Consider the following 24,300-nt stretch of genomic DNA (forward strand, 5'->3'; position numbering starts at 1 on the left):
TCATTCTGGGCAGAGCTAGGTCACGACCACGAGGGGGCGGAAGTGACGGAAGAGCTCAACGCGCGGGTACGGGCGGCGGTCGACGCCACCCGGGCCGCGGGAACGGCAATGTTCTGCTGGCGGATGCCGGCCGGCCGCGGTGATCTAGGCTCCTGCGAGGGCGCCGTGGACTTCGACCGTGGCCGGCTGGCGATGCGGTCCCGGTTCCAGATCCCGTCGCTGGCCGAGCCGGAGTTCGACTCCGCACTCGACGACCCGGCCAAGACCGGCGCGGAATGGACCGTGGAGAACCGCTCGATCGTCACCGAGGGTACGTTCTACGCGCTCCAGGAGCCGTCCGGCGAGGAGACCACCGGCTCGTGGGAGGCCTCCCGGCTCGGCGCCGAGGGCCTGGCCGCCACCCCGATCGGCATGCTCTCCTGGCTGCGCGGCGTGACGTCGGCGTCCGCGTCCGACGGCTGCCTGACCATCACGCTGGACCTTCGGCAGGCGCTCTCACTGGCTCCCGAGGCGGACCGGCCCGCGCTGAAGGCCGCGCTCGACTCCGGGCGCATCGGCCTGACCGCCACCGAGGTCACCGGCGAGGTCGAGCTGGACCCGCAGGGCCGGGTGCGCCGCATGTCCGCCATGGTCCCGCCCGGCGCGTCCCCGCACCTCGCCGTCGAGGCCGGCCAGGACAGCATCGAACTCCTGCTCAACGACCTGGGCCGCCCGGTCACCATCCCGTCCGCCGGCGTCGGCACCCGGGTGGACATCGCCGAGTTCATGGCGGTCTTCGAGGGCCAGCCACAGTGCGGGCCGGCGCTGGAGGACATGTGGTCCGGCACCGGTTCGGCGGTCCGATCCTCCCCCTAGCAGCACTTCCTGAAATGCCGGGCGCTCTTCTGCGTCCGGCATTTCGGTATTCAGCGGCCGGGCGGGTCTTCGGTGACCAGCGACGGGACCGGCAGGGAGGAGCGCCAGCGACGACCGGTGCCCGCGGGAGCAACGCTGCCGGACCACGCCGGAAGCGGGAAAATGTTCTGGATTGTGGGGTTTATCAGCCCTCGGGGCGGTGGAGGAGGCCGACCGCGATCGCGTGCACCGCGTCGAGGTCGGCCGGGTCCTTGAGCTTGGTGCGGCCGCCGGTCACCGCGTACCACTCCTCGGCGTCCTTGTACTGCACGCGCAGCACGGCGTCGCCGTCGACCAGCTCGCTGCGCAGCGTCAGCTCACCGGTCACCACGCCGACCTCGTCGGTCATCACGCCGCCCGGCCCGGGGACGATGTCCGCGTCAGCCATCCCTCAACCCTCTCAGCATTTCGCCAGCATGTCGGTGAGCGCCCCCTTTTCCGCGCTCGTGATCGACAGCTTCCAGTAGTGCTTGACGGTGATCCAGTCCTGAGCGTAGGTGCACCAGAAGTCCTCCGACGCCGGCTTCCACGTCGACGGATCCTGGTCACCCTTTGCCCGGTTCTGCGAGGCCGAAACCGCGAACAGCTGCGGCCGCTCCTCATCGTTGGCGAAGTCGCCGCGCTGCTCGTTCGTCCACTCGTTCGCCCCGGAGCGCCACGCGTTCGCCAGCGGCACCATGTGGTCGATGTCGACCTTGCTCGGATCCTCGTAGGTCTTGGCGTCGTAGATGCTGTACCAGCTGCCGCCGGTCACGTTGCACCCGTCCAGCCGAATGTTCTCGCCGTCGCGCTGCAAAATCTTGTCCCGCATGTCGCAGTTCTTCCCGGTGCTCCGCCAGTGCGGAAACTTCTCCCGGCTGTAGCCGCTCATCGAGCCGGCCTTCCCGACGGTCAGCTCCTCGAGCTGCGCCGCGGCGTCGGCCGCACCGGTGCCCGGGTCCGCGGTCGCCCCGGTCCCGTCACCCCCGCCGCCGGTCCCCACATCGACCTGGCAGCCGGCCATCCCCAGCATCGCCGCGGCGGCAACCGCAGCCATCACAACCTTGAGAGAACGTGTCACCCCTACAGCTTGCGACATCAGTACGACATTCCGCGACCTGAGATCCACTCAGGACCGGGACGCACCCTGTCAAGCACCTACCCCTTGACAGGATGCGACTACCATTAGTACTCGCGCCTTTCATCGACGCACGTTCGCCGGAGGTTCGAGGTGCCGAGCGGCCCGAACGATACGGGCGAGAGTCCGCTTGTCTTGCGCCAGCGACTCCGCACAACCCTGCGCACCATGCGCGAACAACGCGGCTGGTCGGAGCGGGAGGTCGCGACGGCACTGGGGTGGCAACCACTGTCGAGACTCCTACGCATCGAGCGGGGCGTTCTGGACATCTCGGTCATGGATCTTTGCGTATTACTCCATCACTATGGCGTTGAGGACGATGCCCAGGTCGAGGAGTTGATCCGGATAGCCAGCCACGCACATCGACAGCAGTATGAGCGTTTTCGCGACATTCTGACGGCCGACTTCGCATACTTCCTGCAATACGAGAGCGCAGCATCGACGTGCAGATCATACGAGCTGGCACTCGTGCCGGGGCTGCTGCAGACCGAGGAATACGCCCGCACCTTCTTCGAATCCCGCCCGATCACCACCGACAGCGATGAGGTCAAGGAACGGCGGGTACAACTGCACATGGAACGCCAGAAGATACTCCAAAGGGTGGACGCCTTCCGTGCGATCTTCATTCTCGACGAAGCCGTACTCCATCACGAGGTCGGCGGACCAGCCGTCATGCTTCGCCAGTTGCGGCACGTGCGCAAAATGGCCGGTACCCCGAATGTCGAGGTTCGAATAGTGCCGTTCGACCGGGGCGCACACACTGGCCTGCGAGGCCCGTTCGTCGTACTCGAATTTCCCTCACCCGACAACAACGAGCTTGCATTCATCGAACATCAGGGTGGAGGCATCGCTATCGACGTGAAGAGCTCATCCGCCGCGTCATACATCGAGCTCTTCTGGTCACTGGAGGACTGCAGCGCCTCAATCACGGAGAGCAACGATATCCTTGATCGGGCGATCAATCGACTGGCGGGAGATCCTCGGACGACACAGCCGTCGTGAAGGCCTTCCACGCCGCGCCGGAGACACGCAGACGAGGTCCATCGCAATCCTTCGAATCGCGAATGCCGACCTCAACCTGCACCTCGATCCGGAATTCGACGCAATTGATATCTGCACTATAGGAGCTTTTGCGCCACTCTGCCCACAATGATCCATCACCCATGACTGACGCCCCTCACCAAGGTCGGCGGCACGCGTTGACCGGATCGCCGGTGATGCGGAGTCACCACCGGGCCCTCAGCACCAAAGCTGACTCTAGTTGGGTAATGGCCACCCTGCTGTCACAAACACGAGGGCTCCGCACACACCTTCTGGGTGAATTCCCGCTCGGCGATATATCTCTTTCAGGTGAATTCCGCGTCAGCGAGCTGACGATGACGGCGGGGTGAATTCCTTGGCCAGCAGCTCCGCGATCTGGGTCGTGTTGAGGGCGGAGCCCTTGCGGAGGTTGTCGCCGGTGACGAAGAGGTCCAGGGCCCGGGGGTCGTCCATGGCGCGGCGGATGCGGCCGACCCAGGCGGGGTCGGTGCCGACGGCGTCGATGGGCATGGGGTATTCGCCGGAGGCGGGGTCGTCGACGAGGATGACGCCGGGGGCGTTGCGGAGGGCCTCGCGGGCGCCCTCGGCGTCGACCTCGGAGGCGAAGACCGCGTGGACGGCGACGGAGTGGCCGGTCACGACCGGGACGTGGACGCAGGTGGCGGAGACCTTGAGGTCGGGGAGGCCGAGGATCTTGCGGGTCTCGCTGCGGACCTTGAGTTCCTCGGAGGACCAGCCCAGGTCCATCAACGAGCCTGCCCACGGGACCACGTTGAGCGCCATCGGGGCGGGGAACGGGCCGAGGTCGTCGCCGACGGACTGGCGGACGTTGCCGGAGCGGGTGCCGAGTGCGCGGTCGCCGGCGACCTTGGAGATCTGGTCGTGCAGGACGTCGACGCCGGACTGGCCGGAGCCGGAGACGGCCTGGTAGGAGGCGAGGACCAGCTCGCGCAGGCCGTATTCGCGGTGGAGCGGGGCGAGCATGACGACGATGGTGAGCGTGGTGCAGTTCGCGTTCGCGATGATGCCGCGGGGGCGGTTGCGGGCCTGCTCGGCGTTGATCTCGGGGACGACCAGCGGGACGTCGCGATCCATCCGGAACGCGCCGGAGTTGTCGACGACGACGGCGCCGCGGGTGGCCGCGATCGGCGCCCACTCGACGGCGACCTCGGCGGGCACGTCGAACATGGCGACGTCGACGCCGTCGAAGAACTCGGGCGTGAGCGCCTGGACCTCCAGTTCCTCGCCGCGGACGGAGAGGAGCCGGCCGCAGGAGGCGGCGGAGGCGGTCAGGCGGATCTCGCCCCACACGTCCTTGCGGGACGACAGCAGCTCGCACATGACCGAGCCGACGGCGCCGGTGGCGCCGACGACGGCGAGGGTGGGGCGCCGTCCCATGGCGCCCTACCTTCCTGTGCCGGCGTAGACGACTGCCTCCTCGGTGCCACCGAGATCGAACGCGTCGTGGATGGAGCGCACGGCGGCGTCCAGGTCGGTGTCGCGGCAGACGACCGAGACGCGGATCTCCGAAGTGGAGATCATCTCGATGTTCACGCCGGCCTCACCGAGCGAGGAGAAGAACTTGGCGGCGATGCCGGGGTGGGACCGCATGCCGGCGCCGATCAGGGAGACCTTGCCGACGTGGTCGTCGTAGAGCAGGCCCTTGAACGTGACCTGCTCCTGGACCTTGTTGAGCGCGGCCATCGCGGTCGGGCCGTCCGCCTTGGGGAGCGTGAACGAGATGTCGGTGCGGCCGGTCCCCTCGGTGGAGACGTTCTGCACGATCATGTCGATGTTGATCTCGGCCTCGGCCACGGTCTCGAAGATCTTCGCGGCGGCGCCGGGCTCGTCCGGCACCGCGACGATGGTGATCTTCGCTTCGCTGCGGTCGTGGGCGACACCGGTGATCAGCGCGTGCTCCACAGAAGGGTCCTCCATCGATCCGGTGACCATGGTGCCGGTGTTGGTGTTGTACGACGAGCGCACGTGGATGGGCAGGTTCGCCCGGCGTGCGTACTCGACGCTACGCAGATGCAGCACCTTCGCGCCACAGGCGGCGAGCTCCAGCATCTCCTCGTACGTGATGGTCTTGATGTGCCGCGCCTTGGAGACGATCCGCGGGTCCGCGGTGTAGACGCCGTCCACGTCCGTGTAGATCTCGCAGACGGAGGCGTCGAGCGCGGCCGCGAGCGCGACCGCGGTGGTGTCGGAGCCGCCGCGGCCCAGCGTGGTGACGTCCTTCGTGTCCTGTGAGACGCCCTGGAAACCGGCGACGATCGCGATGGCGCCCTCGTCGAGCGCGGTCTGCAGGCGGCCCGGTGTGACGTCTATGATCCGCGCCCGCCCGTGCACGGACGTGGTCATCACGCCGGCCTGCGAGCCGGTGTAGGAGCGGGCCTCGAAGCCCAGGTTGTGGATCGCCATCGCCAGCAGCGCCATCGAGATGCGCTCGCCGGCGGTGAGCAGCATGTCCAGCTCGCGGCCGGGCGGGAGCGGGCTGACCTGATGCGCCAGGTCGAGCAGCTCGTCCGTGGTGTCGCCCATCGCGGAGACCACGGCGACGACGTCGTTGCCGGCCTTCCGTGCCGCCACGATGCGCTCGGCGACCCGTTTGATCCGCTCCGCAGTCGCGACCGAGGATCCGCCGTACTTCTGCACCACGAGGGCCACGGGGTCTCACGCCTCCTGTACTGACAACGAACGTACTGACAACGAACGCCATGACGCCGCCGGGTGAAGGCCCGACGGCGGCGAGTAAGCCTCACCAGGGTACCGACGAGTTCTCGCACCGGCCGCATACGATCCCACGATCCGGCCGGAATCCCGGTTCCCACCTGCGGCAAGGCGTCCTGAAACCCGAAAACCGGTGAAAAAACTGGCATCAACCGCTCGGCGTGTCGTGCACGAAGGTTCACGATCAACTGCGTGGATGCGGCCGAGAATGGGCGCGTGGAGACGACCCGACTGAGCCCGGTCCTGCTCGCGCTGTTCGTCGCCGCCAGTGTGGCCGGTTGCGGCGGCGAGCCCGGGACGGCGGCCTCACCCACGCCGGAGTCCGGCTCCGCCCCGCCGCAGCAGGAGAACGCGCGGTCCGTGCTGGCCGCGCGCGCGGCCGCCGCGGAGGACCGGAAGGTCACCGCCGGCTACACGCTCACCGAGGGCGACAAGGCGCCGCGCACCGTGGTGGCCACGAGCGCGGCGGACGGCAGCTGGCGGGTGGACATCGCCGGCGGCGCGATGGGCGGGCTGGCGGACGTGTCGGTCGCGGTGAACGCGGACGGCCTGTTCCAGTGCGCGCTGCCGTCCACGACGCGTCCGGTCGCGCCGGCCTGCATCCGGATCGCGGACGCGACCGGCGTGCTGCCGAAACACATCGACCCGCGGGTGCAGCACACGTTCACGGACTGGCGCGAGGTGCTGACGGACCGGCAGGCGCCGCTCTCCGTGTCGTTCGCGAAGGCGGTGGAGGGGGCCGCGGGCGACTGCTACGCGGTCGAGTCGACCTATGCCTCGCTGGACGCGCCGCTGGACACCGGCATCTACTGCTACGACGCGAACGGCGTGCTGACCGGCGCGCGGCTGAGCTTCGGCACACTGGTGCTGACGCAGGCGCCGTCCGCGGGGCCGGCGACGATCTCGCTGCCGGGGCCGGTGGTGACGGGTCCGGCGCTGGGCATGGCCACGCCGGCGCCGCAGACGGCGAAACCGAAGAGCACCACCCCATCAGCGGGTACGGCGAGCGGCGCGGCCGAATAGGGGCGGCTTCCATCCGTACCCACGAATGATCTTGTTGTGTGGGACACCCGGGCGTGAGTTAGCGGGTGCGGATTCGATCACGTAGGCTGAGTCCGTTATGTGGCAGCAGGGTCTCCTCCTTCGCCGCCGCGACGAGGCCCCATCCCAGGCCGGCACCTCGTCGCGGTGATCTAGCGCGCGCCACGAACACCGAGCGCCCGCCCGTCGGCCCCGGCACGCAGATGCCGCCGCCCACCTAGATCTGACTTCGCGCGAAGCCTCTGACGGGAGCTTGAAGACAACCATGAGCACGCACAGCGACCCCATCGCCACGCAGCAGCCCAGCACCATGCCGTTCGGCCGCTACAAGCCGTTCCACGAGCAGGTACCGATCACGCTGGAGAACCGGCAGTGGCCGTCCCGGCGGGTCGAGACCGCGCCACGCTGGTCCGCGGTGGACCTGCGGGACGGCAACCAGGCGCTGATCGACCCGATGTCGCCGGAGCGCAAGCGCCGGATGTTCCAGCTGCTGGTGCAGATGGGCTACAAGGAGATCGAGGTCGGCTTCCCGGCCGCGTCGCAGACCGACTTCGACTTCGTCCGGCAACTGATCGAGCAGGACCTGATCCCGGACGACGTGACCATCCAGGTGCTGACCCAGTGCCGGGAGCACCTGATCGAGCGCACGTTCGAGTCGCTGCGCGGCGCCAAGCGGGCGATCGTGCACTTCTACAACTCGACGTCCACGCTGCAGCGTCGCGTGGTGTTCGGCCTGGACAAGGACGGCATCACCGACATCGCGACCAGCGGCGCGCGGCTCTGCCAGAAGTACGCGGAGATCCACACGCCGGACACCGAGATCTACTACGAGTACTCGCCGGAGTCCTACACGGGCACCGAGATGGAGTACGCGCTGGAGATCTGCTCCGCCGTGATCGACGTGATCGACCCGACGCCGGACCGCAAGCTGATCATCAACCTGCCGGCCACGGTCGAGATGGCCACGCCGAACGTGTACGCCGACTCGATCGAGTGGATGCACCGCCACCTGCCGCGACGTGAGTCGATCGTGCTGTCGCTGCACCCGCACAACGACCGCGGCACCGCGGTCGCGGCCGCGGAGCTGGGCCTGCTGGCCGGCGCGGACCGGATCGAGGGCTGCCTGTTCGGCAACGGCGAGCGGACCGGCAACGTCGACCTGGTCACGCTGGGGCTGAACCTGTTCTCCCAGGGCATCGACCCGCAGATCGACTTCTCGCAGATCGACGAGATCAAGCGGACCGTGGAGTACTGCAACCAGCTGCCGGTGCACGAGCGGCACCCGTACGCGGGCGACCTGGTCTACACCGCGTTCTCCGGCTCGCACCAGGACGCGATCAAGAAGGGCTTCGACGCGCTGGCGGCGGACGCTTCCGGCGCGGGCGTGGAGATCGACAACTTTGAGTGGGCTGTCCCCTACCTGCCGATCGACCCGAAGGACGTGGGCCGCTCCTACGAGGCGGTCATCCGGGTCAACTCGCAGTCCGGCAAGGGCGGCGTCGCGTACATCATGAAGGAGGAGCACAAGTTCGACCTGCCGCGGCGGCTGCAGATCGAGTTCTCCGGCGTGGTGCAGTCCGTCACGGACGGCGAGGGCGGCGAGGTCGACCCGCAGCGCATGTTCGAGATCTTCGCGCAGTCCTACCTGGTCGAGCACCAGGTGACGCCGCGTCTGGTGCTGGAGCGCTACTCCACCGGCAGCGTCGACGGCAAGGTGGAGATCGAGGCCGAGGTCCACTACCAGAGCAACCGGCGTCCGCTGGCCGCGGTCGGCAACGGCCCGATCGACGCGTACGTGCAGGCGCTGCAGGCCCTGGGCGTCCGGGTCCGGGTGCTGGACTACGCGGAGCACGCGCTGACCGCGGGTGAGAACGCGCAGGCCGCCGCCTATGTCGAGTGCGAGATCAACGACGTCGTGTACTGGGGCGTCGGCCTGGACGCGAACATCGTCACCGCCTCGATCCAGGCCGTGACCAGCGCGGTCAACCGCGCGCGCTGACGTCCGTGACGGAAGGCCCGGGGCAGCACGCCCCGGGCCTTCCGTCAGTTTCCGCCGTCGAGGATGTTGCGGCCCGGCCCGCCGTCCAGCTCGTCCGCGCCGAGTCCGCCGTGCAGCTCGTCGTCGCCGTCACCGCCGTAGAGCCAGTCGTCACCGGCGCGGCCGTCCAGGTAGTCGTCGCCCGCGTCGCCGTAGAGCGAGTCCGGGCCGTCGCCGCCGGTCAGCCGGTCGTTGCCCGGCCCGCCGTGCACCACGACGCCCGCGGCCAGCGTGGAGCTGAACAGGTCGTTGCCGTCGCCCAGGTCGAGCGTGAGTTTCGTGGCGCCGGCGCACCGGACCGTGGTGCCGTCGCCGGCGACCGCGAGGCAGCCGGCACCGGCCGTGATCGGATGGATGTCGTCGAGGACCAGGGCCGTCCCCGCGATGCGGACGGTGATCTGGTTGGCCTGGCCGGCCACGGCGGCGAACGTGACGACGCCGCCGGCAGAGGTCGCGGTGCCCGGTGCCGCTGCCCGCGCGGGAGCACCGGTGACCGCGATCGTCGTCGTGGCGAGGACGAGGCACCATGGGAGCGCAAATCTCATGTCCGGTCCCGAAATGAATGAGGGGCCACTCAGAGTTGAGTAGGCGTATCGCCGAACCTAGGTCCCACCTGTGTGGACCCCCATCCCCCGTTCGGGCCGCGTCCCCTGTGGAACGGACCCGCTGTTCGTCCAGCTCGCACGCGGTGCTCGCCATCCGGAGGAGAAACTAAACTCGTCCGCCGAACCGCTTATCCCCAATTCGTGCCACTCCCCGAATCGTGCCTACTTCAGCGCGCTCCCCGCCTTGAAGTCGTCCCAGGAGAGGTTCCACGCGGTCCAGCCGTCGCCGGTCGGCAGCCGCTGCTCCGTCCCCTTGATCACCACGGGATCGCCGACGCGCGCCCACTCGAAGACCCACTTCCCGCCGTCCGTGGAGACGTTCACACAGCCGTGCGAGACGTTGTTCCTGCCCTGGTCGCCGTCGGACCACGGCGCCGCGTGGATGAACTGGCCGCTCCAGGTCAGCCGCTCCGCGAACTGCACGTCCGTGCGGTAGCCGTCCGCGGACGAGGCCGGCACGCCGTACGTGGAGGAGTCGAACGTGGTCTTGTCCAGCCGCTCGATGATCACCATGGTGCCGGAGAACGACGGCGCGTCCGTCTTGCCCAGGCTCACCGGCAGCGACTTGACCTCCTTGCCGTCCTCCGTCGCGATCAGCTTCTTGCTCGCGTTGTCGACCGCGATCTCCCGGCGCTTCGTGTCGATCGAGGCGGTGATGTCCACGTCGACCTTGCCGTAGCGGTCCTGGCCGACCGGCAGCCCGCCGAGGCCGAGCCGGATCGTCAGCCTCGTGCCCGGCTGCCAGTACTGCTCCGGCCGGTACTCGACCTGGATCGCGCTGTCCCAGTGCCAGACGCCGGGCTGCGGCGGCTCGCTCTCCACGAAAAGCCGGCGCTCCACCGCGGCCCGGTCCGCCTCGGCCACGCCGCCCTGGCCGAACTCCACCACGATCGGCATAGCCTGGCCGTAGGTCTTTCCCTCCGCCATGAACAGCTGCGCGTCCATCCGGTTCTCCGGGCGGGACATGGTGGTGAACGTGGTGGTGGCGGTGCGCTCGCCCGCGGTCGCGTTCACCGTGTACGTCGTGTCGTAGCTCAGCGGGTCGGCCGGGACCCAGCTGCTGCCGTCCGCGCGCAGCGCGCCCTCGACCGCGGCGCCCTGGCCGTCGGTCATCGCGACCTGGGTCAGCTTCTCGTCCGCGCCGATCTCCGCGGAGACGGGCACGCCCGCCTGCTTGTCCGCCGGCGTGACCGCCAGCGGCGCGGCCGCGGGGGTACTCGGCTCCGGCGCACCCCCGTCAGAGGAGTCGGCGCCACAGGCCGCGAGCCCGAAGGCAAGCGCCGGGACGAGGGCCAGGCTCAGTGCTCGGGTGCTCAGTCGCATTCACCCATCCTGCGACCGATGTCCGGTTCCTGCCACCCGATCGGCTCAGGTGGTGGCCACCGCGTCACGTCCGGAGCGCTTCGCGGAGTAGAGCGCGGTGTCCGCCCGGTGCAGTGTCGAGGCCGGCTCCTCGTCCGCGCGGGTGATCGCCACGCCCACGCTGACCGTGCGCCCGACCAGGCGCGCGGCCTCGACGAGACGCTCGCCGATGCCGGCCGCCTCCTCCGGCGACTGCACCTCCAGCACGGCGACGAACTCGTCGCCGCCGACGCGGTAGAGCTCGTCCGCGTGGCGCAGCGCCGCCTTGAGCGCGCCGGCCAGCTCGATCAGCACGGCGTCGCCGGCCTGGTGGCCGTACCCATCGTTGATGCTCTTGAAGTTGTCCACGTCGATCGCGAGCAGTGCGGTGTGTCCCGGCGTCGCCTCGGCCAGGCGCTCGCCGAACGGACCGCTGTGCCGCAGGCCGGTCAGCGGGTCGGAGCCGGCCTCCTCACGCAGCCGGTCCAGCGTCTCGAGCCGGCCCAGGCACGCGGAGGCCTGCGTGGCGACCAGGCCGAGCAGCGACTTCGTCCGGTCCGGCAGCTCGGCATCGCCCACGACCACCAGCGTGTGCCGGCCGACCGCGAGCCGGTGCCGCTCGTCGCCGATGACGTCGGTGCTGCCGGCCAGCGGCGCGCCGACCGTGCGCACACGGGTGCCGCGCCGGCCCGGCGTGAGGGCCAGCGCGGTGCGGGCGCCGGAGACGTCCGCGATCGCGTGCAGGGCGGCGTCCAGCAAATCGTCGTAGTCGTCCGAGGCCGTCATCGCGATCGTGTGCCGCAGCAGGCTCTCGGCAGTCGGTTGTCCGTTCACGTGATCTACATCCAGGGAGTAGTGGACTGACCACGGTACTCACAAAACCTGAACGATCGCTCGGAGTCGAGACGGGGCTCACTTTATGTAGGCGAGCCCCGTCTCTCCGCGATCAACTCAACGTGCAGGACACCTGTGGCAGCCCGGTGCCGTTCGCGATGAAGCCGAACGTGGTGCTGCCCTCCGGGGCTATCGCGCCGTTCCAGTTCACGTTCTTGACCTGGACCGATGTGCCGCTGCCGCTCAGTGTGCCGTTCCAGACGCTGCTGATCGTGTACGTGCTCGGCAGCGTCAGCGTCGCGGTCCAGCCACCGGACGTCGCGGTGTTGTGATTCATGATCTCCACCTGGCCCTGCATGCCGCCGTTCCAGGCGCTGACCACGCTGTACGTCGCCATGCAGCCGCCGCCGGGGTGAGTGGTGGCGGTGGGTGTCGGGGTAGTCGGTCCGGGCGTCGTCGGCGTGGGCGACGGCGTGGTGGTGCCGCCCTTCATGCCGGTCACCTCACCGTTGCCGCCGTCGAACGTCACGTCGGAGCAGCCGTAGAACGTCTCCTGACTGTCCGAACGCGCCCACACCGAGTAGATGATGTGGCGCCCGCTCTTGCCGGACGGCAGGTTGCCGGACCAGTAGTAGTGGCCGTCATTCGTGCCGACCGCGCCGTTCTGCGGCGGGTTCGTCACCTGAAGGAACGGCGTGTCGGCCAGCGCACCCCAGGTCAGCGGCACATTCGGGTTCCAGCCGTCGTTCGTGATGTAGAGGCTGAACGTGCCCGGGTGCGCGGCCCAGTTGCTGTACTTCCAGTTCCACGGCGCGCCGGAGGTCAGGTGCGTCAGCGGCCAGTCGCCGGCCACGTTGAAACCGGTGAAGTTCGTGTTGCCGCCGGAACAGAGCTGGCCGTCCGGGATGAACCCCTCCATCCGGCCGGCCCCGTCGGAACGCAGCACGGAGAACCAGTTGTAGAGCACGTTCGTACCGCTGATGTTGGTGGCGGCCTTGCAGGCGGAATTCTGCGGGATGATCTGGCCGGTCGAGTCGAGCCCGTCCTGCCAGCACAGATAGGTCCGCGCGCCGGGGGTCATCATCGCCCCGTGCGCCTCGGCGCCGGAGGGATTGATGACGACTGCCAGCCCGACGGCCAGCATGGAGGCGGCGAGATATGCGCCCACCCTGCGTCGAAGATTCACGATGCTTCCTCTCACGGTGTTCATGACGAGAAGTGAGGAAGCGCAGCTCCGGCTCGGTGTCGCGTCAGCCCCCGCGGCACCGGACCCCAGTCTAGGCCCTGACATCGCCAACCATCAATCTTGGCGGCTCATTGAACCAAACAGGGGTCGCCATCCGAACTACCACTCATGAGGTGCTGGCTCGGCAAGTCCCTGGCAGGTGCGGCCCTCGCCTTCGCGGCGGGCGCGCTCGCTCTCCCCACGCCCGCTTCCGCGGACGTGACGGTCGACCCGGACGTGAGCGTCCAGGGCGGCGCTCCCCGGCTGACCTTCACGGTCACGAACGGCAGCCCGGGGGCCACACTCACCGAGGTCGTCCTGACCATGCCGGACTCGATGCCGATCGCGGAGACGTACCCGCTGTCGGTCGACGACTGGGCACCCCGGATCAACTGGAAGACGCTGGACCAGCCGCTGCAGGGCGTGCACAGCAGCAAGGTCACCGAGGCCGTGACGGACATCACCTGGTACGCGATGCCGGGCAAGGGCGTCAAGCCGGGCGGCAAGGCGGACCTGCTGGTCACGCTCGGGCCGCTACCGGTCGCGGAGCAGGTGGTCTTCACGATCACCGAGAAGTACGACGACGGCAGCGCCGTGGTCAACGACGTGGTCCCGGCGCCGGGCGCGTCGGCCCCGCACGCGGCGGCCGTGCTCCGGCTCATCCCGGACACGATCAGCGACCAGAACGGCGGCCACCACGGCGGCGCCACCACGACGGACACGCAGCCGGTCGCGAACGTGACGGACGACAGCGCCGGGGCCGGGCTGTGGATCGGGATCGGCGGGCTGGTGGCCGGGCTGGTCGGCGGCGGCGCGATCGCGTGGCTGCTCGCGTCGCGTCGGAAGCCGGAGGCCCCGGTTGCCGCGGACGTGGTCTCCCCCAAGCCGGAAAAGACCGACGACTCGGTCTGGCGCTACCGGGGCGACCTCCCGGCCGACGACGCCGAGTCCGAATCCGAATCCACCGAATCCGGCGACGCGCCCAAGAAGGTCCGGGCCGCCGCCGGCACGACGTCCTGATCGGTTCGACAGGGCCGTAGTGGCCGCTCTCCGCATCGGGGCGGAGGGCGGCCACTCGCTTTTTACCTGGTCAGCAGGTCACGCAGCTCCTTCACCACCACCGCGGGCGCCTCCTCCGCCATGAAATGCCCGCACGACACCGTGCGATGCCGCAGGTCCGCCGCCCACCGCTCCCACAGCGCCGCCGCGTCGAACCCCAGCGCCGCACCCCAGTCCTGCTGCATCACCGTCACCGGCATCGGCAGCCGACGACCGGCCGCGAAATCCGCCTCGTCATGCACGATGTCGACGCCGGCCGAGGCGCGGTAGTCCGCCACGATCGACGGCACCGCCGCCCGGCTCGCCCGCAGATACTCCGCCCGCACCGGCGCCGGGATCGCCTCCGGATCATTGGTCCAGGCGTCCAGGAAGTAGCCGAAGAAGTCGTCCGCGGTCGCCGCGATCATCTTCTCCGGCAGGCCCGGCGGCTGCGCCATCAGGAACAGGTGGAAGCCGACCGAGGCCGAGACGCCGCGCAGCACGTTCCACGAGTCCAGCGTCGGCAGCACGTCCAGCGAGGCCAGGTGCGTGACCGTACCCGGGTGGTCGAGGCCGGCCCGGATCGCCACCAGCGCGCCCCGATCGTGCCCGGCCAGCGCGAACCGGTCGTGTCCCAGCGCGGCCGCGACCGCCACCACGTCCGCGGCCATGGTCCGCTTCGCGTAGGTCTCCGGGCCGTCCTCGGCGGGCTTGTCGCTGTCACCGTACCCGCGCAGGTCCGGGACGATCACCGTGTGGTCCGCGGCCAGGTCGGCGGCCACGTGCCGCCACATCAGGTGCGTCTGCGGGAAGCCGTGCAGCAGCACGATCGGGCTGCCCGCGCCCGCGACCGCCACGGAGAGCCGCACGCCGTCCGCCACCGGGATCTGCCGGTACTCGAATCCGCTGATCTTCATGACCCCGACTCTGCGTGACCCGGATGAGCGGCGGATCAGCGACGGAAAAGTAGATTGGTGCCGTGACGGTCTCGTTCGGCGTGCTCGGCCCGCTCACGGCCGGTCCCGTCCCGCTGCGCGGGAACCGTCAGCGCGCGGTCCTGGCCCGGCTGCTGGTGGCGAACGGGCACGTCGTCCCGGTCGGCACGCTCGTCGACGACCTCTGGCCGGACGATCCGCCGGACCGCGCGATCGCGGCGATCCGCACGTTCGTGGCCGACCTGCGCCGCGCGCTCGAGCCCGGCCGTCCGCCGCGCCGCCCCTCGGAGCTGCTGGTCACCGCGCCGCCCGGCTACGCGCTGCACGCCCGCGACCTGGACGCCCGCCACTTCACGGACGCGGTGCTGCACCCCTCGCCGACCCTGGCCCGTCTGGACGACGCGCTGGCGCTGTGGCGCGGTCCCGCCTACGCGGAGTTCGCCGAGGAGGGCTGGGCCCGCGCCGAGATCGACCGGCTGAACGAGCTGCGCGCGCTCGCCGTCGAACGCCGCGCCCAGGCCCTCCTGGACCTCGGCCGCGCCGCCGAGGCCGCCCCGTCGCTCCAGGCGCACGTCGCCGACCACCCGCTCCGCGAGGAGGCCTGGCACCTGCTGGCCACCACCCTCTACCGCGCCGGCCGACAGGGCGACGCGCTCGCCGCGCTCCGTCGTGCCCGCGCGCTCCTCGTTTCCGAACTCGGCATCGATCCCGGCCCTCGCCTGCGCGCGCTGGAGTCCGACATCCTCTCCCAGGCCCCTCACCTGCACAAACCCCAAGATCAAATTCCCGCCACGGTACGCCCGAACTCTCCCCCGGCCTCGGCGAGCAATTCACGGCCGGGACGGCCCCCATCGGCGGCCCCCGAACCCCTCGCCGACCGCGATCCCGCCGGCAGGGAGTCTGCCGGCCGCGATTTCCCGGGCCGGGAACCTGCCCGCCGGGATCGTGCGGGCCGCGATACGGCCGGCCGGGATGTCGACGGCCCGGATCCTGCCGGTCGGGACTTCGTCGGTCGGGATTTCGTCGGTGGGGACTTCGTCGGTGGGGACTTCGTCGGTGGGGACTTCGTCGGTGGGGACTTCGTCGGTCGGGCTGAGGAGCGTCGGCGGCTCGTCGTGGCTGCCCAGGTGGCGGTCTCGCGTGGGCGGCCCGTGCTGGCGCTGATCTCCGGCGATGCCGGTGCGGGTAAGACCGCGCTGGCCGAAGCGCTGGCCGGGACGCTCGCGGGTTCCGGCTGGACCACCGTCTGGGGTCGCTGCCCCGAATACGAGGGCGCTCCCGTCGCCTGGCCCTGGCTCCAGATCACCGACGCACTCTCCGCCGCGACTCGCGGCCTTCCCGCCAGCGCCTTCCCGACCGCGCCCCCTGACGCCCTGCCCGCCACGGACCGCGACCTTTCCACAGCGCCGAGCGGACACTCCGTGGCGGGCACCGGGCACTCCGCCGTGGCCGGGCACCCCGAGACCGCCGGACGCACTGACACCGATCCCGCTGCCACCCGCTTGCGGCTGCCACCGGCCGTGGGCCGCATGGCCGGCGACTCCGCCGCTGCGCACCCCGAGACGACCGGGGACGTCGGCGCTGACCCCGCCGCTACCCGGTTCCGGCTGCGGCGGGCCGCGTCCGCGCTGGTGGGGAGCGTGGCACGGGCTGCGCCGACGCTGATCGTGCTGGACGATCTGCACTGGGCCGACGAGGGCACGCTGGATCTGCTGGCCGGGCTGCTCGTCGGGCCGGATGCGGTCGACGGGCCGGTGCTGATCATCGGGACCTACCGGGCCACGGAGATCACGCCGGAGCTGAGGGCGGCGCTGGCACGGTTCGCACGGGCGGAGCCGGCCCGCGTCTACCTTGGCGGGCTCCCCGCGGACGAGACCGGGGACCTGGCCGCCGCGGTCGCCGGTCTCGACCTCGCGCCGGACGTGGTGGCGCTGCTGCATCGGCGTACCGGCGGGAATCCGTTCTTCGTCCGTGAACTGGCTCGGGTGCTGGCCGCGGAGGGCCCGGACGCGCTGACCCGCGTGCCGGCCGGCGTGCGTGACGTGATCCGGCACCGGGTGACGCGGCTCCCGGCCACGGCGCAGACGCTGCTGCACCGCGCGGCCGTGCTCGGGCGCGACGTGGACCCGGAGGTGCTCGCCGCGCTGGCCGGCCTGGACGACGACACGCTGCTGGACGCGCTGGAGTCGGCCGTGGGCGCGGGACTGCTGGCGGAGGACGGCGGGCGGCTGCGGTTCACGCACATCCTGGTGCGCGACACGGTCTACGGCGATCTGTCCGCGCTGCGCCGGGCCCGGTGGCACGCGGCGGCCGGGACCGCGCTGGAGCGGTTGCGGCCGGACGACGCCGCGACGCTGGCCCACCACTTCGCGCGGGCCGCCGCGGACGACGCGTCGAAGTCCGCCCGATATGCGCGGACCGCGGCGGAGCAGGCAGAACAGCGCGGAAACCCGCACGAGGCGGCCCGGATGTGGCAGCTCGCGGTGGACGCCCACGACCGTGCCGGCGGCGCTCGCGCTACCGGCACTCGTGTCGCCGACGCTCAGGCCAGCCGCGCTCCGGCCGACAGCGATCGCCACACCGGTGCTCAGGCCGGCGATGCTCGCCGCGCCGGCGCTCAGGCCGACGACGCTCGCCACACCGGCGCTCGTCACGCCGAGGACCGCCCGGCCGCCGGGCAGCGGGAACGGCTCACGGCGGTGCTGGGGCTGGGGCGGGCGCTGGCCGTGATCGGGCGGCTGGACGAGGCACGGCGGCATCGGGCGGACGCGATCGAGGCCGCCGAGGCGATGGGCGACCCGGAGGCGGTCGCGGTCGCGCTGACCTCGTTCGACGTTCCGGCGGTCTGGCCCCGCAACGACGACGAGGAGTTGTCCGCCCGCATCGTGGCCGCGGCGGAGCGGGTGCTGGCCGCGTGGGGTACCTCCGATGTGGACCGCGCCGGCCGTGAATTGCTCGCCTCGGGCGGGGGAGAATCCGGGCGTACCCTGGCGGGATCTTCAGGCCTGCGAAGCAGGCTGTTGAGCACGATGGCGCTGGAGCTGCGCGGCCGGACGGACGACCGCGGCGAGACGGCCGCGCGGGAGGCGGAGCGGCTGGCGAGGGCGTCCGGGGAGCCGTCATTGCTGGCGTTCGCGTTGAATGCGCGCTTCATGCATTGCTTCGGACGGACCGGCCTGGCCGCCGAGCGCGCGGCGATCGGGGCCGAACTGGTGGAGCTGGCCGCGGGGCATCGGCTGGTGACCTACGAGGTGCTGGGCCATCTCGTGCTGCTGCAGGCCTCCTGCGCACGCGGCGACACCGACGCCGCCGACCGGCACGCGGCCGACGTGAACCGGCTGGCCGCCCACTACGAACTTCCCATGGTCGGCATCTTCACCGACTGGTACGCGGCCCTGCGCCACGCACTCCACGGCGATCCTGAGGCCGCGGAGGCGGCCTACCGGACGGCCGCGGCGCGGCTTGCCGGCCGTGGGATGCCCGGCATGGAGGAGGGATTGCTGGCCCTGTCCCTGTCCTCGCTGACCTCGAACGCGCCGGGCTGGGACGTGCCGCTCGACGCCGGGCCGTATGAGCCGTGGTTGCGACCGTCTCGGCTGATCGCGGCCGGAAAGCGGGCCGAGGCGCGTGACGCGTTGCGGGCGGTCCCGGAGTCGCCGCGGGACCTGTTCCTGGAGGCCCGATGGTGGCTGGTGGCGCGCGCAGCGGCAGAGCTCGGTGAGGACGACGTGCTGGCGCACGCCCGTGACGTCCTCCGCCCGGCAAAGGGCGAGCTGGCCGGCGGCGGCAGCGGCGTGCTGAGTTTCGGCTCAATCGCGGTCTGAGCGCCGGCCGGCCGACCTCTTCGCCGGGGTCCGTCAGGCACCGCGCGGAGGCGGTGTCTGACTGCGGTGCTCGGCCCAGTGCTCGCCGAACCATCGGTCCTGATCGCCGGTGAGCACGATCGACAGTTCGCGCCCGTGCAGCGACCGGTACGCGTCGTAGGCCAGCAGCGGCCGGGCGACGTCGATCCGGTGGGTGACGGGTTCGACGGCCAGGTGGCCGACGTCGAAGAGGCGGTGCAGGTCCCGTCGGAACAGCAGGCCGCCGTGCTCCTCGTGGGTTCCGATCGACGCGTAGCTGTAGAGGTGCGCGGCCTCGAGCGCCTCCGGCGGGCACGGTCCGGTGAACGCGCAGACCGGGCCGAACCGGTCCAGCAGCCGCCGACGGAACGTGGCCTGTCCCACGCGGACCCGCACCACCGCGCGCCGGTGCCCGCCGGCCATCTGCGCGGCCACCGCGTCGAGCACCGTGAGCGGCGAGGTCAGCTCCGCCTGCTGGATCTCGGCGCGGAAGTCGTCCCAACGCAGCTCCCGAAACGCGTTCTGCGACTTCGGGTGCACGGTGAGGCCGCGTAGCGTCCGCGGGTCGAGGCAGCCGGCGAGGTCGACCCATCCCCGGTCGTGCTTGCTGCGGTAGGTGACCACGTCCTTCTCGTGAGTGCGCGGCACGTCGAACTCGTGCAGGCAGTCGCGCCGGTAGCACTTGTAGAGCGGCACGCGGGTGCGGCGGATCTGGATCTTTCCCATGCCGCACTCGGGGCACCGGTGGATCCGCTTCCGGGCCGCGCCGACCTCGATCGACTCGATGACGGAGGCACCCAGCAGGCCACGCTCCTCCCACACGACGATCGCGTCGCCGGGCCGCACCTCGGCGTGGTTCGCCACCGTGTCGTCCCAGCTGTAGCGGGTCGCCGGCGCGTCGTCGTACCCGTCGTTGGCACCGTGTTCGCGCTCCGCACCGGCGACGAGCGCCAGCCATGCGCGTGGAACTTCCACCACCGTCCCAGGGTAGATCTCGTTCAGGCGGCGGCGGGGACCAGTGACCAGCGGGCCTCGATCCAGCGGCGTTCTCCCTCCGTGTGGGCGGTGATCTCGACGCCGGAGCGGGGGGCGATGGGGGAGTCGGGCATGTCGCCGATGACGCTGACGACGACCTCCTCGCCGGAGCCGACCACGGTGACTCGGGCCCAGGTGGCGGCGTTGCTGAGCGCCTCGATCGGGGCCTCGGAGAGCGCGCGGCAGGTCTCCACGGTCAGGTCGGGCAGCGTGCCGACGCGGACCAGGGAGACCTCGACGCCGCGGCGCTCGGCGACGTCCGCGCCGGCGCGCAGGCCGTGCAGCAGTGGGTCGGGGACGTCGTCGGTCTCGGAGAGCAGGCGGCGCAGGCGGGCGGCGCCGGCCCGGCAGCGCTGCTGGACCAGCGGGTCGGCCGGGTCGGCGCCCTCGGCCAGCTCGATGAGCAGGTGCCGGATGTCGTCGCGAATGTCCACGTAGCGCGCGACGCGGGCCTGGTGGACCGCCTCCGCCACGGCGCGACGATCCGCCACCTCGGCCTGGGCCAGCGCGCTCTCGGCCGCGGACGAGGCGATCTGCCGGACGCCGCTGGCCGTGAACGAGAATCCCAGCTGCAGCGCGCAACTGCCGATCAGCACCATGCCGAACCGGGCCAGCGTGACCCGGTCGAGCTGATCGCCCAGGGCCAGGCCGACCGACACGATCACGCCGTTGGCCAGCAGGAACGCGACCAGGTTGCCGATCGGACGGCGCCAGAAGACGATCACGCCGAGCCAGCCGATCGAGCCCCACGCCCAGTCGAACGACCGCAGGATCTCCTCCGGCGGGCAGGCGGCCATCACGATCGTGACCAGCGCGAGCGAGGCCACCGTCAAGGGCGCGAACAGGCCGGGGCGGGCGCGGTTGAACAGGTTGAACGCGCCGGCCACGCCGATCGCGAGGTAGGCGGCCCAGCACGCCGCGACCACCCACGGCCAGCGGTAGACGGACCAGCCGAGCAGCGTCATCGTGCCGTCGTAGAGCAGATGCCAGCACACCGGAATGACCAGCGCGGCGATCGCCATGCCGCGCACGTAACGGCGCGCGACCAGGAGCGCGGTGGACTCGATCACGGCCACCACCGCAGCGTGACCGTGGTGCCGCCGGGGCCGGAGTCGATGTCCGCGGTACCGCCGACCGTCAGCATCCGGCCGATGATGGCCTCGCGCACCCCGTACCGATGGAAGGGGGTGCTCTGGGGGTCGAAGCCGCGGCCCCGATCACGGATCTCCACCTGGACAGCCCCGTTTTCGCTGGTCAGGCTGATGCGAACCCGGTCGGTGCCGGCGTGCCGGCGCACGTTGCTGACCGCCTCGGCCGTGGCGCCGGCGATCGCCTCCACCACCGGCGCCGGCACCTCGACCGGCGTCAGCGCGAGCGCCACATCCATGTCCGGCTGGAGCGCGATCTCCCGCATGCGTTCATCAAGATCCCGCGAGGGTACGTCCGGCGCCGGCGCCTGTGGGTCGGCGATCCGGTCGAGCACCGCGATGTCCGCCGCCGCGCGCCGCCGCAGTTGCTCGGACGGGCCGTGGATCCCATCCGTCCCGACCACGGTCAGCGTGGACAGCACGGTGTCGTGCAGGTCGCGGCGCTGCTCACGATCATCGGCCCGGCGCGCCCGCTCGATCAGCTCGGCGCGCTGATCACGCAGCACGGCCGCCAGCGCATCGTCGGCGAACCCGGCGGACCGCCGCAACAGCCGCATCAGCACCGTGATCGCGATCAGCTGGATGACATGGATCAACGCGGTGATCACGCCGTCGTCGGCCGGGCGGATGCCCACCAGATTCGCCACGATCAGCACCGTCGACGCGGGGACGGCCCAGCGCGCCGGCAGCCCCAGGCCCGCGACCAGCAGTGTCATCGTCACGAGACTGCCGATCCAGCTGGCGCCGCCGGGCAGCGCCGTCGGGACCACCACGCTCTTCTGGAGCAGGCACATCGCGGAGACGATCGCGATGTCGCCGAGCGCCAGCCACCACATCAGACCCCGCACGCGCGCGATCGCCACGAAGACGACGGACCAGATCAGGTTCGCCGCGAGGACGCTCACCACGAGCGCGCTCGCCTCCGGCGCGGTCAGCACGCCGGCGATCGTCGCGGCGAAGCCGACGAAACCGCGCATGAGCACGCCGGAGCGAGTGCTGTGCCTGAGCAACGCCTGCTCGGCGGGGCGTCCCTCCGCGACCTCCGGGCGCGGGGCGGCCGGTCTTTCGATGAACGCGGTCGTGGGTGCGGTGGTCGTCACGTGGGCGGTTGCCTGGAGCCGCTCGGATCGCCATGCCATCGGCAAAGTCAGCGCCTTACTTCATCGGATTCGGCCCGTTCGCGATCCACCTTTCCACGCCCCGCCCGGCCGCGTCATCCCCCGGCAGAACAGTCGGGCACGATCGGTCACGTTCCTCTAACCGGCCAGCTGACGGCGCAACGTATCGGCGTCCATCATGTACCACATGTCCTTGAATCGGCCGTTCTCGACGCGGTAGAACGCGGTCTCGGCGAACTCGACGGAGGCGCCGGTGGGCGCGAGGCCGTTCCACTCCCGGACCGGCGTGCCCGTGTCGATCAGGCGGGCGGCCACGTGGTCGCCCTCGACCACCAGGTCCTGAATCTCCCAGTGCAGGTCCGGCACCGCGTCGGTGTGCCGGCGGAACTCCGCCACCATGTCGTCCCGGGCGACCGGCGTGCCGTTCATGATGACCTCGTCGTGCGCGAACTCGTCCATCCGGTCGAAGTCACGCTTGTTCGCCAGGTCGACGTAGCGCAGGTAGAAGTCGCGCAGCTCTTCCGTACTCATCTTCCGTACCCACCTCTGCTGTTTGCGATCGGTCGCTCCCGATCCTGCGGCGGCGTGCCGCGGGGCAAAAGAGACCTGCTCAGCCGGGTACCGGCAGGGAGACCATAGGCGCGCCGGACCGTGTTAGAAACGAGTCGTGGTCCCGGACTCCAACGATCTCGCCTGCAGCCTGCGTTTCTGGCGGGACCGCATCTCACCCGCCGAAGCCGGTCTGCCGGCCGGCGGGCGACGCAGGACACCCGGCCTGCGCCGGCAGGAGGTGGCCATGCTGGCCGGCCTGTCCGTCGAGTACCTCGCCCGCCTCGAACAGGGCCACGCGACACGCCCCTCGTCCGCCGTGCTCCTGTCGCTCGCCCGCGTGCTGCGCCTGTCCGACCAGGAGCGCGCCCACCTGTTCCGCGCCGCGGACCAGGCCGAACCGGCCCGCGGGAGCGTCAGACGCCACATCGGCCCGAGCGTGCAACGGATCCTGGACCGCCTGACCGACACACCCGTCACCGTCGTCGACGCGTCATGGCAGTGCATCACGTCCAATGCGCTGGGGTACGCGCTGACCGGCGACACCACGACGCTGCCACTGCGCGACCAGAACCTCGCCTGGACGCTGTTCGCCGGCGGGCCTTCCCGCTATGTGCGTAACGAGGAGGAGGAACGCCTGGCCCGGCGGGAGGTGGTCGCCGATCTGCGCGAAGCACGGAGCCGTTATCCGAAGGACAGGACGCTGGGCGGCCTGATCACCGACCTGCTGAAGGTGAGCGCGGACTTCACCACGCTGTGGGAACAGCGCCTGCCGCCGCAGTCCGGCCCGTGCAGCCGCACCTTCCTGCACCCGGAGATCGGGCCGATCACCCTGGACAGCGACATTCTCACGGTCCGCGACAGCGACCTGCGCCTGATCGTCTACACGGCCGCTCCCGGCAGCGAGGCCGCGGCCCAGCTCGACCTGCTGGCGACGATCGGGCTGCAGCGGTTCAGCGGTTAACACGTCTAGACGAATACGCCGCTTGGCGTCCATACGCCCCTGCCTAGCGTGTCCACATGATCACGCCGGACCGTGGAGGCGCCGTCTACCGGCAGCTCGCCGGCGTCATACGTGATCGCATCACCAGCGGCGCGCTGCCTCCCGGCCAGCGGCTGCCCTCCGAGAAGGACCTGCACGACGAGTTCGGCCTCGCGCGCGAGACGATCCGCCGGGCGCTGGGAGTGCTGCGGCACGAAGGGCTCATCGAGGTGCGGCACGGGCACGGCACGTTCGCGGTGGAGCCGCCGCCCGTCGTCGATCTGCGGCCGGGTGACGTCCTCACCTCGGGTGCCGCGGTCACGGTGACCCGCGTTTCCGGGCAGGTCGACACGTATCCGGCCGGGACGCGACTCACGGTTGCCGAGATCCTGCAGCGTCCGGCCGTCGCGGCCGCCGTCATCGTCGACCGGGGGCGGGTGCTCATGGTGCGGCGGAGGGTCGCGGAAGGTTCGCTCTCCTGGCAGTTCCCGGCCGGCAAGGTCGAACCCGGCGAGACCGTCGAGCAGGCGGCGGCCCGCGAGGCCGAAGAAGAGACCGGCGTCACCGTCCGGCCGACGCGGACGCTCGGCGAGCGCGTGCACCCGGCCACGGGGCGGCTCATGCACTACGTCGTGTGCGAGGTGATCAGCGGCACCGCACAGGTCGGCGACGAGAAGGAACTGGCCGAGGTGGCGTGGTGCGACCGCGCCGCGCTCGCCGAGCGTGTGCCGTACCCACTGTTCGGGCCGGCGCAGGAGCACCTCGACGGCCTCCTGCGCTGAGC

General features: G+C 70.8%; 20 protein-coding genes and 2 pseudogenes. 8 read left to right on the top strand and 14 right to left on the bottom strand.

Translation table 11 applies throughout. The features are described from left to right. The first annotated feature begins 42 nt into the window (after positions 1-42). Positions 43-855, top strand: a complete 813-nt coding sequence (locus OP04_RS10540; protein ID WP_033339332.1) for a hypothetical protein — start codon at positions 43-45, stop codon at positions 853-855. A gap of 184 nt (positions 856-1,039) precedes the next feature. On the opposite strand, the pseudogene OP04_RS10545 reads toward OP04_RS10540, so the two are convergent. Both OP04_RS10545 and OP04_RS10550 read right to left on the bottom strand, forming a co-directional pair. After that, positions 1,040-1,270 (bottom strand): annotated as a pseudogene (locus OP04_RS10545) (hypothetical protein); the annotation flags it as partial. Between the two features lie 24 nt (positions 1,271-1,294). Beyond that, positions 1,295-1,930 carry an HNH endonuclease family protein gene (locus tag OP04_RS10550; protein ID WP_232323531.1) on the bottom strand — a complete coding sequence of 212 codons (636 nt, stop codon included), beginning with the start codon at positions 1,928-1,930 and terminating at the stop codon, positions 1,295-1,297. A gap of 174 nt (positions 1,931-2,104) precedes the next feature. On the opposite strand from OP04_RS10550, the gene OP04_RS10555 reads away from it, so the two are divergent. Beyond that, positions 2,105-3,013, top strand: a complete 909-nt coding sequence (locus OP04_RS10555) for a helix-turn-helix domain-containing protein (RefSeq protein ID WP_269746676.1) — start codon at positions 2,105-2,107, stop codon at positions 3,011-3,013. Here OP04_RS10555 and OP04_RS51555 read toward each other — a convergent pair. The 3 genes from OP04_RS51555 to OP04_RS10565 form a co-directional block, all read right to left on the bottom strand. Continuing rightward, positions 2,970-3,176 carry a DUF397 domain-containing protein gene (locus OP04_RS51555; RefSeq protein ID WP_085066357.1) on the bottom strand — a complete coding sequence of 69 codons (207 nt, stop codon included), beginning with the start codon at positions 3,174-3,176 and terminating at the stop codon, positions 2,970-2,972. The two genes, OP04_RS10555 and OP04_RS51555, sit on opposite strands and share 44 nt — an antisense overlap. A gap of 197 nt (positions 3,177-3,373) precedes the next feature. Continuing rightward, entirely contained in the window at positions 3,374-4,450 is a 1,077-nt protein-coding gene (locus tag OP04_RS10560; protein ID WP_033339335.1) for an aspartate-semialdehyde dehydrogenase, read from the bottom strand. A 6-nt stretch (positions 4,451-4,456) separates the two neighbouring features. Then, positions 4,457-5,722 carry an aspartate kinase gene (locus OP04_RS10565; protein WP_033339336.1) on the bottom strand — a complete coding sequence of 422 codons (1,266 nt, stop codon included), beginning with the start codon at positions 5,720-5,722 and terminating at the stop codon, positions 4,457-4,459. Between the two features lie 279 nt (positions 5,723-6,001). Here OP04_RS10565 and OP04_RS10570 point away from each other — a divergent pair, with 279 nt between their 5' ends. Both OP04_RS10570 and leuA read left to right on the top strand, forming a co-directional pair. Then, on the top strand, positions 6,002-6,808 hold the full coding sequence (locus tag OP04_RS10570) for a hypothetical protein (RefSeq protein WP_085066358.1): 807 nt from the start codon (positions 6,002-6,004) through the stop codon (positions 6,806-6,808). 283 nt (positions 6,809-7,091) lie between these two features. Further along, positions 7,092-8,825 carry a 2-isopropylmalate synthase gene (gene leuA, locus OP04_RS10575; RefSeq protein ID WP_033339337.1) on the top strand — a complete coding sequence of 578 codons (1,734 nt, stop codon included), beginning with the start codon at positions 7,092-7,094 and terminating at the stop codon, positions 8,823-8,825. 44 nt (positions 8,826-8,869) lie between these two features. Here leuA and OP04_RS10580 read toward each other — a convergent pair whose 3' ends face one another. The 4 genes and pseudogenes from OP04_RS10580 to OP04_RS10595 all read right to left on the bottom strand — a co-directional run bounded on the left by OP04_RS10580 (position 8,870) and on the right by OP04_RS10595 (position 12,830). Further along, entirely contained in the window at positions 8,870-9,409 is a 540-nt protein-coding gene (locus OP04_RS10580; RefSeq protein WP_051797430.1) for a calcium-binding protein, read from the bottom strand. A 222-nt stretch (positions 9,410-9,631) separates the two neighbouring features. Continuing rightward, complete coding sequence (locus tag OP04_RS10585; RefSeq protein WP_033339338.1) at positions 9,632-10,792, bottom strand: L,D-transpeptidase; 1,161 nt, start codon at positions 10,790-10,792, stop codon at positions 9,632-9,634. Between the two features lie 45 nt (positions 10,793-10,837). Next, positions 10,838-11,482, bottom strand: a pseudogene (locus tag OP04_RS10590) (GGDEF domain-containing protein); the annotation flags it as partial. Positions 11,483-11,756: 274 nt separating this feature from the next. Continuing rightward, a complete protein-coding gene (locus OP04_RS10595; protein WP_033339339.1) occupies positions 11,757-12,830 on the bottom strand; it encodes a lytic polysaccharide monooxygenase in 1,074 nt (357 codons plus the stop codon). A 168-nt stretch (positions 12,831-12,998) separates the two neighbouring features. Between OP04_RS10595 and OP04_RS10600 the strand changes: the two genes are divergently transcribed. Then, positions 12,999-13,889: a DUF1775 domain-containing protein gene (locus OP04_RS10600; protein ID WP_033339340.1), complete on the top strand. Its 891-nt coding sequence runs from the start codon at positions 12,999-13,001 to the stop codon at positions 13,887-13,889. 62 nt (positions 13,890-13,951) lie between these two features. Here the strand turns inward: OP04_RS10600 and OP04_RS10605 are convergent, their stop codons facing one another. Further along, the gene (locus OP04_RS10605) at positions 13,952-14,824 is read right to left on the bottom strand and encodes an alpha/beta fold hydrolase (protein WP_033339341.1); all 873 of its coding nucleotides are present in this window, start codon (positions 14,822-14,824) and stop codon (positions 13,952-13,954) included. Positions 14,825-14,886: 62 nt separating this feature from the next. Between OP04_RS10605 and OP04_RS54580 the strand changes: the two genes are divergently transcribed. After that, entirely contained in the window at positions 14,887-18,666 is a 3,780-nt protein-coding gene (locus OP04_RS54580; protein ID WP_051797437.1) for an ATP-binding protein, read from the top strand. Positions 18,667-18,699: 33 nt separating this feature from the next. Here OP04_RS54580 and OP04_RS10615 read toward each other — a convergent pair whose 3' ends face one another. The 4 genes from OP04_RS10615 to OP04_RS10630 form a co-directional block, all read right to left on the bottom strand. Then, entirely contained in the window at positions 18,700-19,662 is a 963-nt protein-coding gene (locus OP04_RS10615; RefSeq protein WP_051797438.1) for an HNH endonuclease signature motif containing protein, read from the bottom strand. 20 nt (positions 19,663-19,682) lie between these two features. After that, positions 19,683-20,795, bottom strand: coding sequence for a hypothetical protein (locus OP04_RS10620; protein WP_157239596.1), 1,113 nt, complete (start codon positions 20,793-20,795; stop codon positions 19,683-19,685). Continuing rightward, a complete protein-coding gene (locus OP04_RS10625) occupies positions 20,786-22,006 on the bottom strand; it encodes a sensor histidine kinase (RefSeq protein WP_157239598.1) in 1,221 nt (406 codons plus the stop codon). Before OP04_RS10625 ends, OP04_RS10620 begins: the two co-directional genes overlap by 10 nt. Before the next feature lie 117 nt (positions 22,007-22,123). After that, positions 22,124-22,516, bottom strand: coding sequence for an ester cyclase (locus OP04_RS10630; RefSeq protein WP_033339342.1), 393 nt, complete (start codon positions 22,514-22,516; stop codon positions 22,124-22,126). A gap of 136 nt (positions 22,517-22,652) precedes the next feature. Between OP04_RS10630 and OP04_RS10635 the strand changes: the two genes are divergently transcribed. Together OP04_RS10635 and OP04_RS55520 are read left to right on the top strand one after the other, a co-directional pair. After that, complete coding sequence (locus OP04_RS10635; protein WP_033339343.1) at positions 22,653-23,498, top strand: helix-turn-helix domain-containing protein; 846 nt, start codon at positions 22,653-22,655, stop codon at positions 23,496-23,498. A gap of 56 nt (positions 23,499-23,554) precedes the next feature. Beyond that, complete coding sequence (locus tag OP04_RS55520; RefSeq protein WP_085066359.1) at positions 23,555-24,298, top strand: NUDIX domain-containing protein; 744 nt, start codon at positions 23,555-23,557, stop codon at positions 24,296-24,298. Positions 24,299-24,300: the final 2 nt, after the last annotated feature.

It is taken from the genome of Catenuloplanes japonicus (genome assembly GCF_000717135.1).
Lineage (GTDB): Bacteria > Actinomycetota > Actinomycetes > Mycobacteriales > Micromonosporaceae > Catenuloplanes > Catenuloplanes japonicus.

Excerpts from the sequence above, each read along its gene's own strand:
- OP04_RS10600 (WP_033339340.1), top strand. The coding sequence starts at position 12,999 with ATGAGGTGCTGGCTCGGCAAGTCCCTGGCAGGTGCGGCCCTCGCCTTC.
- OP04_RS10630 (WP_033339342.1), bottom strand. The coding sequence starts at position 22,516 with ATGAGTACGGAAGAGCTGCGCGACTTCTACCTGCGCTACGTCGACCTG.
- OP04_RS10585 (WP_033339338.1), bottom strand. The coding sequence starts at position 10,792 with ATGCGACTGAGCACCCGAGCACTGAGCCTGGCCCTCGTCCCGGCGCTT.
- OP04_RS10580 (WP_051797430.1), bottom strand. The coding sequence starts at position 9,409 with ATGAGATTTGCGCTCCCATGGTGCCTCGTCCTCGCCACGACGACGATC.
- OP04_RS10625 (WP_157239598.1), bottom strand. The coding sequence starts at position 22,006 with ATGGCATGGCGATCCGAGCGGCTCCAGGCAACCGCCCACGTGACGACC.
- leuA (WP_033339337.1), top strand. The coding sequence starts at position 7,092 with ATGAGCACGCACAGCGACCCCATCGCCACGCAGCAGCCCAGCACCATG.
- OP04_RS10605 (WP_033339341.1), bottom strand. The coding sequence starts at position 14,824 with ATGAAGATCAGCGGATTCGAGTACCGGCAGATCCCGGTGGCGGACGGC.
- OP04_RS55520 (WP_085066359.1), top strand. The coding sequence starts at position 23,555 with ATGATCACGCCGGACCGTGGAGGCGCCGTCTACCGGCAGCTCGCCGGC.
- OP04_RS51555 (WP_085066357.1), bottom strand. The coding sequence starts at position 3,176 with ATGGGTGATGGATCATTGTGGGCAGAGTGGCGCAAAAGCTCCTATAGT.
- OP04_RS10560 (WP_033339335.1), bottom strand. The coding sequence starts at position 4,450 with ATGGGACGGCGCCCCACCCTCGCCGTCGTCGGCGCCACCGGCGCCGTC.
- OP04_RS10550 (WP_232323531.1), bottom strand. The coding sequence starts at position 1,930 with ATGGCTGCGGTTGCCGCCGCGGCGATGCTGGGGATGGCCGGCTGCCAG.